Annotated in this window: 13 protein-coding genes and 1 pseudogene; 6 read left to right on the forward strand and 8 right to left on the reverse strand. The window is 70.9% G+C overall.

Annotation, left to right across the window (positions count from 1 at the left end):
- The first annotated feature begins 3 nt into the window (after positions 1-3).
- The 3 genes from QT196_RS09595 to tyrS all read left to right on the forward strand — a co-directional run bounded on the left by QT196_RS09595 (position 4) and on the right by tyrS (position 3,653).
- Complete coding sequence (locus QT196_RS09595) at positions 4-477, forward strand: ArsI/CadI family heavy metal resistance metalloenzyme (protein ID WP_168478486.1); 474 nt, start codon at positions 4-6, stop codon at positions 475-477.
- A 208-nt stretch (positions 478-685) separates the two neighbouring features.
- On the forward strand, positions 686-2,125 hold the full coding sequence (locus QT196_RS09600; protein ID WP_168478487.1) for a metallopeptidase TldD-related protein: 1,440 nt from the start codon (positions 686-688) through the stop codon (positions 2,123-2,125).
- A 124-nt stretch (positions 2,126-2,249) separates the two neighbouring features.
- Positions 2,250-3,653: a tyrosine--tRNA ligase gene (gene tyrS, locus QT196_RS09605; protein ID WP_266730048.1), complete on the forward strand. Its 1,404-nt coding sequence runs from the start codon at positions 2,250-2,252 to the stop codon at positions 3,651-3,653.
- 104 nt (positions 3,654-3,757) lie between these two features.
- On the opposite strand, the gene QT196_RS09610 is transcribed toward tyrS, so the two are convergent.
- Positions 3,758-4,036 carry a GlsB/YeaQ/YmgE family stress response membrane protein gene (locus QT196_RS09610; protein WP_168478489.1) on the reverse strand — a complete coding sequence of 93 codons (279 nt, stop codon included), beginning with the start codon at positions 4,034-4,036 and terminating at the stop codon, positions 3,758-3,760.
- A 222-nt stretch (positions 4,037-4,258) separates the two neighbouring features.
- On the opposite strand from QT196_RS09610, the gene QT196_RS09615 reads away from it, so the two are divergent.
- Together QT196_RS09615 and QT196_RS09620 are read left to right on the forward strand one after the other, a co-directional pair.
- A complete protein-coding gene (locus tag QT196_RS09615; protein ID WP_290354746.1) occupies positions 4,259-4,633 on the forward strand; it encodes a DUF3099 domain-containing protein in 375 nt (124 codons plus the stop codon).
- 230 nt (positions 4,634-4,863) lie between these two features.
- Positions 4,864-5,106, forward strand: coding sequence for a hypothetical protein (locus QT196_RS09620; RefSeq protein ID WP_290354747.1), 243 nt, complete (start codon positions 4,864-4,866; stop codon positions 5,104-5,106).
- 12 nt (positions 5,107-5,118) lie between these two features.
- Here the strand turns inward: QT196_RS09620 and moaA are convergent, their stop codons facing one another.
- From moaA to QT196_RS09635, 3 genes are all read right to left on the reverse strand, one after another.
- A complete protein-coding gene (gene moaA / locus QT196_RS09625; RefSeq protein ID WP_168478491.1) occupies positions 5,119-6,108 on the reverse strand; it encodes a GTP 3',8-cyclase MoaA in 990 nt (329 codons plus the stop codon).
- Positions 6,109-6,292: 184 nt separating this feature from the next.
- Positions 6,293-7,930 (reverse strand): cation acetate symporter, encoded by a 1,638-nt coding sequence (locus QT196_RS09630; RefSeq protein WP_168478492.1) that lies wholly within the window; start codon positions 7,928-7,930, stop codon positions 6,293-6,295.
- Complete coding sequence (locus tag QT196_RS09635; RefSeq protein ID WP_085927232.1) at positions 7,927-8,271, reverse strand: DUF485 domain-containing protein; 345 nt, start codon at positions 8,269-8,271, stop codon at positions 7,927-7,929. Before QT196_RS09635 ends, QT196_RS09630 begins: the two co-directional genes overlap by 4 nt.
- Before the next feature lie 571 nt (positions 8,272-8,842).
- On the opposite strand from QT196_RS09635, the gene QT196_RS09640 reads away from it, so the two are divergent.
- Positions 8,843-10,357, forward strand: coding sequence for a S8 family serine peptidase (locus QT196_RS09640; RefSeq protein WP_168478494.1), 1,515 nt, complete (start codon positions 8,843-8,845; stop codon positions 10,355-10,357).
- A gap of 91 nt (positions 10,358-10,448) precedes the next feature.
- Here the strand turns inward: QT196_RS09640 and QT196_RS09645 are convergent, their stop codons facing one another.
- From QT196_RS09645 to QT196_RS09660, 4 genes and pseudogenes are all read right to left on the reverse strand, one after another.
- The gene (locus QT196_RS09645; protein ID WP_290354748.1) at positions 10,449-11,840 is read right to left on the reverse strand and encodes a TIGR03086 family metal-binding protein; all 1,392 of its coding nucleotides are present in this window, start codon (positions 11,838-11,840) and stop codon (positions 10,449-10,451) included.
- Positions 11,841-11,915 (reverse strand): annotated as a pseudogene (locus tag QT196_RS09650) (heavy metal-responsive transcriptional regulator); the annotation flags it as partial.
- Between the two features lie 215 nt (positions 11,916-12,130).
- Positions 12,131-12,838, reverse strand: coding sequence for a lysoplasmalogenase (locus QT196_RS09655; RefSeq protein ID WP_168478496.1), 708 nt, complete (start codon positions 12,836-12,838; stop codon positions 12,131-12,133).
- Entirely contained in the window at positions 12,835-13,746 is a 912-nt protein-coding gene (locus QT196_RS09660; protein ID WP_168478497.1) for a sterol desaturase family protein, read from the reverse strand. Before QT196_RS09660 ends, QT196_RS09655 begins: the two co-directional genes overlap by 4 nt.
- Position 13,747: the final 1 nt, after the last annotated feature.

The following is a 13,747-nucleotide window of genomic DNA, read 5'->3' on the forward strand; positions in this document are numbered from 1 at the left end:
ACCATGTCCCGTGCACAGCTCGCCCTGCGCGTCAGCGACCTCGAAGCATCGATCACCTTCTACTCGAAGCTGTTCGGTACCGAACCGGCCAAGCGACGCGAGGGCTACGCCCACTTTGCCCTCGCAGAGCCGCCGCTCAAGCTCGTCCTGATCGAGGGCGAGCCCGGACAGGAAACCCGCCTCGATCACCTCGGTGTGGAAGTCGGCTCCACGGACCAGGTGACAGCCGCGACGACCCGCCTCAAGGACGCCGGCCTCGCCACATTCGAGGAGAACGACACCTCGTGCTGCTACGCCCTCCAGGACAAGGTGTGGGTGCACGGCCCCGGCAAGGAACCGTGGGAGGTCTACGTCGTCAAGGCCGACGCCGACACATTGGGCCCGAGCACCGACCGGGCACGTACCGGCGGTGAGGGATGCTGCGTCGGCGCCCACGAGCAGCCGGCCTCCGCCGGAGCTTGCGCATGCGGAAGCTGACCGGGCGGCCACCTTCGCTGCGCCGAGCGCGGCCCGTCCGGGAAGCCGGGAGGCCGGTCGCCCTCTACGGCAGCGCCGCCCCCGCTCGATAAGCTCTCCTCCCCGGTCGACGGCACGTCATCACCAGACCCCACCACGGATCCGGCCGGGGTTCCGGGGGCCGTCCCCCGGAATGGCACTGTCTCAACACGACGCAGGAGGCCGGTCGATGAGCACGCGCAGGTCGCGTAGGAATACGCCGCACGAGGTCGTCGAGCGGGCGCTGGAGCTTTCGCGGGCCGATGGCTGTGTGGTCATCGCGGATGAGCAGTCCAGCGCGAATCTGCGGTGGGCGGGTAATGCGCTCACGACCAATGGCGTCACCCGGGGGCGCACCCTGACGGTGGTGGCGACCGTGGACGGCGGGCAGGGCGCCGCGTCGGGTGTCGTCTCGCGCTCGGCGGTGACCGCGGACGACCTGGAGCCGCTGGTGCGGGCCGCCGAGGCGGCTGCCCGGGAGGCCGGGCCCGCCGAGGACGCGCAGCCGCTGGTCGGTGGGGAGAAGGCGTCCGCCGACTTCACGGAGGCGCCCGCCGAGACCTCCTCGGAGGTGTTCGCGGGGTTCGCGCCGGCGCTCGGGGAGTCCTTCCGGCAGGCCCGCTCCGGCGGCCGGGAGCTGTACGGCTTCGCCCACCACGAGGTCGTCTCGTCGTATCTGGGTACCTCGACCGGGCTGCGGCTGCGGCACGACCAGCCCACCGGGACGCTGGAGCTGAACGCCAAGTCACCGGACCGCAGCCGCTCGGCCTGGACCGGCCGGGCGACCCGTGACTTCACCGATGTCGACCCGCGGGAGCTGGACGGCGAGCTGAGCCGGCGGCTGGGCTGGGCCGGGCGGCGCGTCGAGCTGCCGGCCGGGCGGTACGAGACGCTGCTGCCGCCGACCGCCGTCGCCGACCTGCTGATCTACCAGATGTGGTCGTCCGGGGCCCGGGACGCCGCCGAGGGCCGCACGGTCTTCTCCCGGCCGGCCGACGGCGACGGGGAGGCGCGGCCGGGGGCGGGTACCCGGCTGGGTGAGCGGCTCAGTGAGCTGCCGCTGACGCTGCGCAGCGACCCGGGGGCGCCGGGTCTGGAGTGCGCGCCGTTCGTCCTGGCGCACTCCTCCGGCGACGATGCCTCGGTCTTCGACAACGGGCTGCCGCTGACGGCCACCGACTGGATCCGTGACGGGGTGCTGCACCGGCTGCCGACCACCCGGCACAGTGCCGGGCTGACCGGTCTCCCGGTGGCGCCGGGCATCGACAACCTCCTTCTGGAGGGCGGTGGTTCGCGCTCGCTGGACGAGATGGTGGCGGCCGCCGGGCATGACGGTCCCGCGCTGCTGCTGACCTGCCTGTGGTACATCCGCGAGGTGGACCCGGCGACGCTGCTGCTGACCGGGCTGACCCGGGACGGGGTCTATCTGGTCGAGAACGGCGAGGTGGTCGGCGAGGTCAACAACTTCCGGTTCAACGAGTCGCCGGTGGATCTGCTGTCCCGGGCGGTGGAGGCGGGCCGTACGGAGCCGACGCTGCCGCGCGAGTGGGGCGACTACTTCACCCGGGCGGCGATGCCGGCGCTGCGGATCCCGGACTTCAACATGAGTTCGGTGAGCCGGGGGGTGTGAGGCGGGGGTGCGCCCGGCCCCGTCGTGGCGGGCCGGGCGGGCGGACGGCGCGGGAGTGTCGTACGGGGCGAATAGACTGTCCGCTTGTCCTCCCCTCGGGGAACCACGATCGATCAGGAACGCCATGACACGCCTCGGCGAATCCGTCGCCCGCGCCAGCAGTCTGCTCTCCGCCGACCTCTCCTCGGACGCCACGGTCCAGGAGCTGCTCAAGGAGACGGGCGCGCGGCGCTATCTGGATCTGACGGACCTGCCCGCCAAGGAGCAGGCCGAGCTGATCGCGGCCCGTACGGTCGAGGTCCTGCCGGGCGTGGAGAAGCTGGCCGAGCGGATCGAGGAGCGCCGGGCGGCCGGCCAGGGTCTGCACATCAAGCTGGGCATCGACCCGACGGCGACCGATGTGCACCTCGGGCACGCGGTCCCGCTGATCATCCTGAGCCGGTTCCAGCGGCTGGGCCATGACGTCACGCTGATCATCGGTGACTTCACCGCCAAGATCGGCGACCCGTCGGGCCGTACGGCCGAGCGTCCGCCGCTGACCGACGCGGACATCGCGCAGAACCTCGCCACGTACCGCGAACAGGTCCGCCCCTTCTTCGACTTCGAGAAGGTCAGCTTCCGGCAGAACAGCGAGTGGCTGGCGCCGTACACCTTCCCTGAGCTGCTCGCACTGCTCGCGCAGGTGCCGGCCTCCCAGCTGCTCCAGCGCGAGGACTTCCGCAACCGGCTGGCGGCCGGGTCGGGTCTGACCATGACGGAGCTGCTGTACCCCATCGCGCAGGGCCTGGACTCGGTGGCGCTGGAGTGCGATGTGGAGCTGGGCGGCTCCGACCAGCTGCTGAATCTTCAGATGGGCCGCAAGCTGATGGAGCTGCGCGGGCAGCGGCCGCAGCTGGTGGTGACCATGCCGCTGATCGAGGGCACGGACGGCACCGGCGCCAAGATGTCCAAGTCCAAGGGCAATTACGTCGGGCTGGGCGCACCCGCCGACGATGTCTTCGGCAAGATCATGTCAGTGCCGGACCGGCTGATGGAGCCGTACCTGAAGGCCTGGACGGAGTGGACCGACGAGGAGATCACGCTCGTCCTGGGCCGGGTCGCGGACCGCTCGATGCACCCGATGGACCTCAAGAAGGTGCTCGCGGGCGAGGTCGTGACCGCGCTGTACGGGATCGACGCGGCGATGGCCGCGCGGGCCGGTTTCGTGGCGCAGTTCTCCAAGAAGTCGTTCTCCGATGTGGAGTCGCTGCCGTCCGTGGATGTCGCGGCGCACGGCGCGGAGACGGTGGCGGCGGTGCTGACGACGGTGCTGGAGTTCACCCCGAGCGCCTCGGCGGCGCGGCGGCTGGCCAAGCAGAACGCGCTGCGGCTGGTCGTGGAGGGCGAGGGCGGCCAGCAGGCCGTGGTGCTGGCGGAGGCCGACGCGGCCCGGCCGCTGGGCGAGGTGCTGGCCGAGAAGCTGGCGGGCTCCCCCGGCGTCGCGTACCTGAAGGCGGGCCGGAAGCTGGCCCAGCTCGACGGGCGCTGAGACGGCAGACGTACGGGCGGCCGGTGCGCGAAGTGCGCGCCGGCCGCCTGTGGCGAGTGGGGGCGGTGCCGCTCGGATCAGCCCGTACCGATCCTCGACACGCCCTAGGCCACGTGTTTCTTGCGGCTCCGCATGGAGACCCAGAGACGGTCGCCGATGGCGACGATAAAGACCGCGCCGACCAGTTGCAGCAGATGCCGGATCCAGTCGATGCCCTTGGTGTCGGCGACCCCGATGCCCGTGGCCAGCCAGTTGCCGAGCACGCTGCCCAGCATTCCGAAGATCACGGTCAGCCAGAGCGGGATCTGCTGCTTGCCCGGGATGATGGCCTTCGCGATCAGGCCCAGTACCAGGCCCACGATGATGGCCCACAACCACGTCATGTCGGCTCCTCCTGCGGCGCGGTGCAGATGACGGTCGCTCCGTCAGTGTCGCCCCGCTTCGACTACGGCGCACGCCGGAGCCGCTGGTACGCACGGTGGCCCGGCCGATCCGGGCGAAGCGTGGCACGACCCGGTCTCGAAGGCGGCGCAGTCGCGGCGTACCGTGGAAACCGACCGGATACCGGGGAGAATCCGGCATGACTGACCAGGTGGTGGAGCGTGATGCGGAAGCAGAACAGCGGCCAGACCTTCCGGATCACGGGGGCCCGGCAGGGGTTGTCCGAGGATGTCCGCGGGCGGCAGCGCCGGTATGTGATCTCGATGGTGGTGCGGACGGTCGCCGTGGTGCTGACCGTCGTGCTGTGGAACATTGAGCGGCCGGTGGCCATCGCGACGTTGGTGCTGGGCCTGGCCCTCCCCTATATCGCGGTCGTCATCGCCAACGCGGGCCGGGAGAACGTGCCTTCGCTGCCGAAGACGTTCGTCGCGGGCCCGACCAGGACGATGCTGACGCCGGGTGCCTCCGACACCCCCGCGGAGTCCGTTCCGGAGCGTCCGGCGGCGGGCGCTTCCGAGTCGCAACACGACCCCAGCTGATCATCTCGCGGTCTGCAAAGCTCAAGAAAAGCTCAGATCAATCATGGAGTTCCGGTGCACTCGGCACCATCCCCCGTGACATACTGCGTACGCGCTCCGCATCCCCCGTCGGAGCGACAGACCGACGCCGGGCGGCTCCCCCCGTGGCTGCCCGGCGTCGTCATGTTCGCAGGGCCCGAGGGCGGGATCGCCGGGCCGGGGCCGTGGGCCCAGGACGTAGGGTTGAGGCCGTGAACTCCCCGAATCCCCAGGACTCCGCCGACAGCGCCGTCATCTGCTCCGCGAAGGGCTGCCGCGCCGCGGCCGTATGGGTGCTGTCCTGGAACAACCCGAAGCTGCACACTCCGGACCGGCGCAAGACCTGGCTGGCGTGCGAGGAGCACCGGGAGCATCTGTCGCAGTTCCTCGGGGTGCGCGGCTTCCTCAAGGATGTCGTGACACTGACCGAGTGGGAGGCGTCGGCCGCCGGCTGAGCCCGGACCGGCTCAGCCGCCGATCGCGGACATCGGGCGCTCCGGCTGGAGGAACGACGGGTCGTCGAGACCGGAGCCCGCCTTCTTGCCCCACATCGCGGTCTGCCATATCCGCGCGATCTCGTCATCGGGGGCGTCGGAGCGCAGGGCGCCGCGCAGGTCCGTCTCCTCGGTGGCGAACAGGCACGTACGGACCTGGCCGTCGGCGGTCAGTCGCGTACGGTCGCAGGCCCGGCAGAACGGGCGGGTGACCGAGGCGATCACTCCGACGCGGTGCGGGCCGCCGTCGACGATCCAGCGCTCGGCGGGCGCGGACCCACGCTCCTCCCGGTCCTCGGGGGTGAGCGTGAAGCGCGTACGCAGCGAGGTGAGGATGTCGCCTGCGGTGATCATGCCGTCGCGCTTCCAGCCGTGCTGGGCGTCCAGCGGCATCTGCTCGATGAAGCGGAGCTCGTAGTCGTGGGCTATCGCCCAGGCCAGCAGGTCGGGGGCCTCGTCGTCATTGAGGCCCGGCATCAGGACGGTGTTGACCTTGACCGGTGTCAGACCGGCGTCGCGGGCCGCCTCCAGACCGCGGAGGACGTCGTCGTGCCGCTTGCGGCGGGTCATGGCCTGGAAGACCTCCGGCCGGAGGGTGTCCAGGGAGACATTGACGCGGTCCAGGCCGGCGTCGCGGAGGGCGGCGGCGGTGCGCTGGAGACCGATGCCGTTGGTGGTCAGCGACATCTGGGGGCGCGGGTCGAGGGCGGCGACGCGCTCGACGATGCCGGTCAGGCCGGGGCGGAGCAGCGGCTCACCGCCGGTGAAGCGGACCTCGTCGATGCCCAGGTCGCGCACCGCGATGGTGATCAGCCGGACGATCTCGTCGTCGGTGAGCAGATCGGGCTTGGCCAGCCACTGCAGGCCCTCCTCCGGCATGCAGTACGTGCATCGCAGATTGCACCGGTCGGTGAGCGAAACGCGCAGGTCGGTGGCCACGCGGCCGAAAGTGTCGATGAGCACTGGGCCCCCTCCCCAAGAGTGATGGCTCGGTACCTCTCCTTGGTGGATCAGTACGTCTTCGAGCCTACGCGATGGGTGTGACAGCGAGCAGAGATGAGAAGCACGAGGTGGGCGGGGGTGGTGTCGTAGATCCCTACGACACCACCCCCGCCCGGCCCTGTGCGGACGCCTCAGCCGGAGCGCGTCAGTGCGCGCCGGTCCCGGTCAGCGAGCGGACCTCCAGCTCGGCGTACTTCTGGGCGTCCGGCTCCTCCTTCGACAGCAGCGATCCCAGCCAGCCGAGCAGGAAGCCCAGCGGGATGGAGATCAGCCCCGGGTTCTCCAGTGGGAAGAAGCCGAAGTCCGCGCCGGGGAACATCGAGGTCTCCTTGCCGGAGACGACCGGGGAGAAGAGCACCAGGAAGACGGACGAGGCGAGGCCGCCGTAGATGGACCACAGTGCGCCCCGGGTGGTGAAGCGCTTCCAGAACAGGCTGTACAGGAGCGTCGGGAGGTTGGCGGAGGCGGCGACCGCGAAGGCGAGCGCCACCAGGCCGGCGACGTTCAGACCGCGGGCGAAGACGCCCAGGACGATGGCGACCGCGCCGATCCCGACGGTGGCCCAGCGGGCCGCGCCGACCTCCTCCTTCTCGGTGGCCTTGCCCTTGCGGAGGACGTTGACGTACAGGTCGTGCGCGAAGGACGAGGACGAGGCGAGGGTGAGGCCGGCGACCACGGCGAGGATGGTGGCGAAGGCGACGGCGGAGATGACGGCGAGCAGGATGGCGCCGCCGGTGGAGCCGGCGCCGCCGCCGATCGCCTCGGCGAGGAGCGGGGCCGCGGTGTTGCCCGCCTTGTTGGAGGCGGTGATCGTCTCGGGCTTGATGAGGGCCGCGGCGCCGAAGCCGAGCGCGATGGTCATCAGGTAGAAGACGCCGATGATGCCGATCGCCCAGTTCACGGACTTCCGGGCGGCCTTGGCGGTGGGGACCGTGTAAAAGCGGATGAGGATGTGCGGCAGGCCCGCGGTGCCCAGGACGAGGGCGAGTCCCAGGGAGATGAAGTCGATCTTCGAGGTGGCGGTGGCGCCGTACTTGAGGCCGGGCTCCAGGAAGGCGGAGCCCTTGCCGCTGTTCTCCGCGGCGGCGCCGAGCAGGTCGGAGAGGTTGAAGTGGAATTTGAGCGCCACCAGGAAGGTGATCAGCAGAGTGCCGGCGATCAGCAGCACGGCCTTGACCATCTGCACCCAGGTGGTGCCCTTCATGCCGCCGATGGTGACGTAAAGGATCATCACGATGCCGACGAGGACGACCACCAGGATCTTGCCCGCCTCGCTGGTGATGCCCAGGAGCAGGGTGACCAGGGCGCCCGCGCCGGCCATCTGGGCGAGCAGATAGAAGATCGAGACGATGATGGTGGAGGTGCCGGCGGCGGTCCGGACCGGGCGCTGGCGCATCCGGTAGGCGAGGACGTCGCCCATGGTGAACCGGCCGGAGTTGCGCAGCGGTTCGGCGACCAGGAGCAGCGCGACGAGCCAGGCGACGAGGAAGCCGATGGAGTAGAGGAAGCCGTCGTAGCCGAAGAGGGCGATGGCGCCGGCGATGCCGAGGAAAGACGCGGCGGACATGTAGTCGCCGGAGATGGCCAGGCCGTTCTGGAATCCGGTGAACTGGCGGCCGCCGGCGTAGAAGTCCTCCGTGCCCTTGGTCTGCCGCCCCGCCCAGACCGTGATGCCGAGGGTGGCGGCGACGAAGACCGCGAAGAGGGTGATGATCAGGGCGCGGTGCTCGCCCGCGCCGCCGGCCGCGAGCTGCTGCGCGAGCGGCTGCTGACTGAGGTTCATGCGTCGCCCTCCAGGCGGGACTTGATGGCCTCGGCCTTCGGGTCGAGCTTGGCGGCGGCGTGCCGGGAGTACCACCAGGCGATGAGGAAGGTCGTCACGAACTGGGCGATGCCGAGGACGAAGGCGACGTTGAGGTGGCCGGCGACCTTGGTGGCCATGAAGCCGCCGGCGTAGCTCGACAGCAGCACGTAGGCGAGGTACCAGAGCACGAAGGCGACGGTGAGCGGGAAGGCGAACGAGCGGTGTGCGCGGCGGAGTTCATCGAATTCCGCGCTCGACTGCACCTGGAGGTAGTCGGGCGGCTCATGCGTCCCCGGGTCGAGGGTCGGTGCGGCGCTCACGGGATCTCCTGACGCGAGGGGGCGGGTTCCCAGCAACCGGTCCGGGGTCTCCGCGGGAGCACCCGCCCGATCATAAGGCTTATATAAGTGATCTGGATCACGCATCGTAGAGGCGTGGCTCACGATCCGACAGGGGGTCGTTGGTTGAATCCCAGAAGAAACCGGGGGAATGCCCGCGCCGACCGCCACCGCGCGCGGGGCGCTTCGTTGAGCCCGGTGTGAATCCGCCGCCCCCGCAGGCCCCGCAGCCACCCGCTCCCCGTCGGCGCCCGTACGGCAGTGTCCGGCTGCCGGCGCCGCTCACCGTCACGCCGTCGGAGCCCCGCCCGGGGGCCGCCGCGGCCGCCCGCCGCTGGTACGGCCCACGGATCTCACTGCCCCCGCTGAGCATCACGACCCTGCGGCGTCACGGCTGACTACCTGTCAATTCCGGCCCCTTGTCAGGTTTTCGCCCTGCTTTTTTCCCATTTCCATTGCTGTCCGCGAGTGATCGCCGATAACTTCACGCTCATCGCACCCGCCCGTGCGCAAATCCGCACCCGGGCGGTCTCACGGATGATGTGGAGTATCCATGGCGCATCCCCGCTCAAGACGCATGCGGGCGCTGGCCGTACCGCTCGGACTGGCCCTGACGGCGTCGCTCGGTTTCCTGCCGAACGCGGCCACCGCCGCACCGCAGGACTCCGCCCCGGCCGCAGCGGCCTCGGCCGACGGCCCGCTGCTCTCGTACGTCGTGAACACCACGCCCGGCCACACCACGGTCGGCAAGGTCAAGAAGGCGATAGCCCAGGCCGGCGGGAAGGTGATCATCGCCCATGAGCAGATAGGCGTGATCGTCGTCCACTCGGCCGACCCGCAGTTCGCCGCCACCGTGCGGACGGTGCCGGGCGTGCAGTCGGCGGGCGCGACCCGTACCGCGCCGCTCAAGGCACAGGGCACCACCGACATCGGCAAGCCGCAGAAGATCGACCTGCCGAAGTCCCAGCTCAAGGCGGCCGGCCAGGCAGCGAAGGCCAACGGCGAGGAGCCGCTGGAACCGCTGCAGTGGGACCTGCCCGCCATCAAGGCCGACAAGGCCGCGAAGGTGAACCCGGGCAGCAAGAACGTCACCGTCGCCATCATCGACACCGGTGTGGACGACACCCACCCCGACCTGAAGGCCAACTTCTCCGCGAAGCAGTCCGCCAACTGCGTGGGCGGCGTGGCCGACACCTCCAAGGGCGCCTGGCGCCCCTGGAACCCGGACGAGGACTACCACGGCACCCATGTCGCGGGCACGATCGCCGCGGCCCGTAACGGCGTCGGTGTGTCGGGGGTCGCCCCGGGCGTGAAGATCTCCGCCCTCAAGGTCAGCGAGCCGGAGACGAGCCTCTTCTACGCCGAGAGCGTGGTCTGCGCCTTCGTCTTCGCGGCCGACCACGGCGTCGAGGTCACCAACAACAGCTACTACGTCGATCCGTGGATGTTCAACTGCAAGGACGACGCGGACCAGGCCGCCATCATCGACGCGGTCGGCCGGGCGGCGAGCTACGCCCAGCGCAAGGGCGCGATCAATGTCGCGGCGGCGGGCAACTCCGGGATGGATCTGGGGGCCGCCCAGCTCACCGATAACTCCAGCCCGAACGACACCACCCCCGTCGAGCGCAAGGTCACCCCGAAGACCTGCTGGGACGTGCCCACCCAGCTGCCGGGCACGGTGACGGTCGCGGCGACCGGTGTGCAGAAGCTCAAGTCGTACTACTCGAACTACGGCCTCAACCAGATCGATGTGGCCGCGCCGGGCGGTGACTCGAAGCAGGTGCCCGAGCTGCCCGCCAAGAACGGCAACATCCTCTCCACCATGCCGGGCGGCGACTGGGCCTACCTGGCCGGTACCTCCATGGCGAGCCCGCATGTCGCGGGTGTCGCGGCGCTGCTCAAGAGCGCCCACCCGAAGGCGAGCCCGCAGGAGATCCAGTGGCTCCTCAAGAAGCAGGCGGACAACCCCGGCTGCCCCACGGGTGACACCACCTGCACCGGCACCAAGCATGTCAACAGCCACTTCGGCTACGGCATCGTCGATGCGCTGGACGCGGTGAAGAAGTAACTCATGTGCCGGTGACGGCAGTTGAGGGGAGGGCCGGGTGATCATCACCCGGCCCTCTTTTCCGCCTCCCGGGAGCGGGCCCGTGGGCCGGTCAGGCCACGTCGCGGCCGAGGAAGGCCGCCAGCCGGTCCGTGGCGCCCGCGCCGGGCGGGGCGGGGCGCTCCGGGGCGAACGAGCTGCCCTCGGTGCGTGGCGCCGCGCCGTAGATCCGGTACGCCGCGGCCAGGGTCTCCTCGGCGGTCTCCGGCGCCAGTACGGTCGGTGCGCCGGTGGCCCGCGCCAAGTCCCAGCCGTGTGCGAGGAGTTCGACCACAACCTGTTGGACGATCATCGCGCCGGGCGCCTCATAGGGGCCGTAGGTGCGGTGCAGCATCCCGCTCTCGATGAAGGCGGTATGGGCGGCACGTACCGAGTCCGCGAAGGCGGTGCGGTGGTCGTCGCCGAGGTGGTCGGCGGTGTGGTCGGCGCGCGGGGTGTCCTCGGCGATCGAGGTGGCCATCAGGTTCTCCCACACCATGTGGTCGAGCAGCTGCCGGACGGTCCAGCCCGCGCACGGTGTGGGCAGCGCCAGGTCCTCGGGCCGTACGGCGGCGACCAGGGCGGCGACGTCCCGGGTCACCTCTTCGTAGGCGCGCAGCACCCGGTCCGGGTCGGTGCCGTCGAACGCGGAGCGGTCCAGCTCGTACGGGCCGGGGTGGGCGCGCAGTGCGGCCGTGGTCCAGGTGCCGGCGGTGTCCCAGCGGGGTGGTGCGGGCCGGCCGGTGACCGCGCACAGCAGCTGCCAGTAGCGCTCGACCAGCGGCTCGGCGGCGGTCTCCAGCTGCTCCAGAAGCCGGGCGCGGGCCGCCGGGCCGTCCTCGGCGGGCGGGTCGGCGGTGCCGGTCTGGGTGGGGAGCCAGGCGGCGACCAGTTCGGCGATGACGGGCTCGGCGACCGGGGAGTCCGGCGCGATACCGGCCGCGACGGCCTCCTCACCGCGTACCCGCATCAACTCGGCGACACCTACGGCTGCTTGCTCCTGCGCGGCCGGGTCCTCCACCGTCCCCGCCGTACACGCGCTGTGCTCGGCCAGCCGGCGCAGTGCCGTCCGTAGTTCCGGCTCGCGGACCAGGGCGGCCAGTTCGAGCCAGGCGCCGATCTGCTCGGGGGTGGGGTCGTCGGGCAGCTCGGGGGTGGCGGCCAGCAGACCGCTGCGGTAGGCGGGGGCGTCCACCCCGTCGAGGGCGTCCTCGACGAAGTCCGTGATGATCAGGCGGCGTTCCCGGGCCGACAGACGGGCCAGTTCGGTCATGTACGGCAGCTCCTCTGCTGCGCTGCCCCGCGCGGCCACCGAGCGCAGCACCGCGGACTGGAGCCGCAGGGTGCGGATCTGCGCGTCCAGCGCGTCCGCCCACTGCGCCGCCGTCTCGGCGACCGTGCACTCGCGGTGCAGTACGGACCGGATGGCCGCCAGCCCGATGCCCAGCGCGCGCAGGCTGCGCACGATCTCCAGGCGGGCCGGGGCGTCCGGGCCGTAGAGCCGGTAGCCCGCGGGGGTGCGGGCGGCGGGCGGCAGCAGGTCCTGGTCCGACCAACTGGGGGTCCCCCCTGCTCCTTGAGAGCTTGGGGGAGGATGGTCTTGACCGGAAGACCGGTCAGCCCGGCCAGTTCGCCGATGGTGAGCAGGCCCGTGCCGTCCTCGTTCATGCCGTCCACTCTCGGGTCTCCCCCGGAGGGAGACTCAAGTCGAGGGGCTTCCGGTGGCGCACCGGCCCGCCGAAAGCCCTTCCACGCCTACGGTGCGCCCGCCGCCCGCAGCTCCCCCGCCTGCCGTGGCGTGGGCCGCGGAGCCGTGGTGGCGGACCGCAGCACCCCGTCGGCCAGCGCCCACTGGGCCGCGGCATAGGTGCACATGATCCAGAACTGCGGGGCCGGGAGCTGCGGCCAGTGCGCGATACCGCTCGCGATCAAGGTGTCGGAGAGCAGGAACAGCAGCCCGCCGGCCGCGGCCCACGGGCCCGCCCGGAGCCCGCCGAACGCCATCGCGGTGAGCAGCAGGCTGTACCCGGCGACCGGGATCCGCAGCTCCGCCGGGAGGTCCGGCCACAGGAGCACCACCGTGCCGGCCAGCAGCACGGCGTACACGGCACCGGCCGCCACGTTCGGTCCCCGTCGGCCGCCCGCCGGAGCCGCCCCGTAACGGGCGAACAGCAGCAGATAGCAGACGTGTCCCGCGGCGAACGAGCCCATCCCCACCAGGAAGGCGATGTCCCCGCCGATCTGGAGGAAGGTGTCGCCGCCGCAGCCGAAGAGGAGCGCGGCGGCGAGCAGCGGGGGGCCGCCGCGCGCCAGCGCATAGCCGGCGAGCACCGGCATCAGTACGGGCTTGGTGAGCTGCACGACGGGCAGGACGCCCGCCATCAGTGCCCCGAGGTGCACGACGCTCAGCAGGACGAACGCCCACAGCAGCGGTGATACGGCCCGCGGCCAGCGTGCCGTCACGCGGCCGGCTCCTCGACGGAGGCGGGCGCCCGGTTCCCGGCCGTGCCGTCCTTCGCCGCCTGCGCCGCGGCGATCCGCTCGGCCGGCTGCCAGCCCGGCCCGCGGAACACCCGGCCGGCGCGCTCGCGCCAGCTGTCCGCGGCCCGTATGTCCCGCGCGATGGCGGCGTACTCATGGGTGGCCACCCGCAGCGGGTTGAAGGTCTCGATGTTCTTGGTGAGCCCGTAGACCGGCCGCTCCGTCTCCGCGACGAACGAGCCGAACATCCGGTCCCAGATGATCAGGATGCCGCCGAAGTTGCGGTCCAGGTAGCCGCCCTGCGAGGCGTGGTGGACGCGGTGGTGGGACGGGGTGTTGAGCACGAACTCGAAGGGCCGGGGCAGCTTGTCGATCCGCTCGGTGTGCACCCAGAACTGGTAGACGAGGTTGGCCCCGGAGGTGAAGGCGATCACGGCCGGGTGGACGCCGAGGGCGACCATCGGGACGTAGAACGGCCAGACGGTCCAGGTCGTCCAGGGCTGCCGCAGCGCGGTGGTGAGGTTGAACTTCTTGCTGGAGTGGTGCACAACATGGCACGCCCACAGGACGCGGATGACGTGGTGGCCGCGGTGCGACCAGTAGTAGAAGAAGTCCTGTGCGAGCAGCATCAGGAGCAGCGTCCACCACAGCACGGGCACCCGCAGCGGGGTGAGTTCGTAGATCGTGGCGTAGATCGCCACGATGGGGAACTTCCACAGCGCGTCGAACACGAGGCTGCCGAGCCCCATGCCGACGCTGGTGGCGGCGTCCTTCGCCTCGTAGCCCTCCGCGTCCTCGTCGGGATGCAGGCGGTAGCTCACCATCTCCACGACGGTGAGCAGGACGAAGGCCGGTACGGACCACAACAGGACATCGGGCAGGTGCGGCATG

Source organism: Streptomyces sp. P9-2B-2 (assembly GCF_030406865.1).
Classification (GTDB): Bacteria; Actinomycetota; Actinomycetes; order Streptomycetales; family Streptomycetaceae; genus Streptomyces; species Streptomyces platensis.

What these genes read in the sequence shown, in the direction of transcription:
- QT196_RS09595 (WP_168478486.1), top strand. Translation starts at nt 4, where the DNA reads ATGTCCCGTGCACAGCTCGCCCTGCGCGTCAGCGACCTCGAAGCATCG.
- QT196_RS09600 (WP_168478487.1), top strand. Translation starts at nt 686, where the DNA reads ATGAGCACGCGCAGGTCGCGTAGGAATACGCCGCACGAGGTCGTCGAG.
- tyrS (WP_266730048.1), top strand. Translation starts at nt 2,250, where the DNA reads ATGACACGCCTCGGCGAATCCGTCGCCCGCGCCAGCAGTCTGCTCTCC.
- QT196_RS09610 (WP_168478489.1), bottom strand. Translation starts at nt 4,036, where the DNA reads ATGACGTGGTTGTGGGCCATCATCGTGGGCCTGGTACTGGGCCTGATC.
- QT196_RS09615 (WP_290354746.1), top strand. Translation starts at nt 4,259, where the DNA reads ATGCGGAAGCAGAACAGCGGCCAGACCTTCCGGATCACGGGGGCCCGG.
- QT196_RS09630 (WP_168478492.1), bottom strand. Translation starts at nt 7,930, where the DNA reads ATGAACCTCAGTCAGCAGCCGCTCGCGCAGCAGCTCGCGGCCGGCGGC.
- QT196_RS09640 (WP_168478494.1), top strand. Translation starts at nt 8,843, where the DNA reads ATGGCGCATCCCCGCTCAAGACGCATGCGGGCGCTGGCCGTACCGCTC.
- QT196_RS09660 (WP_168478497.1), bottom strand. Translation starts at nt 13,746, where the DNA reads ATGCCGCACCTGCCCGATGTCCTGTTGTGGTCCGTACCGGCCTTCGTC.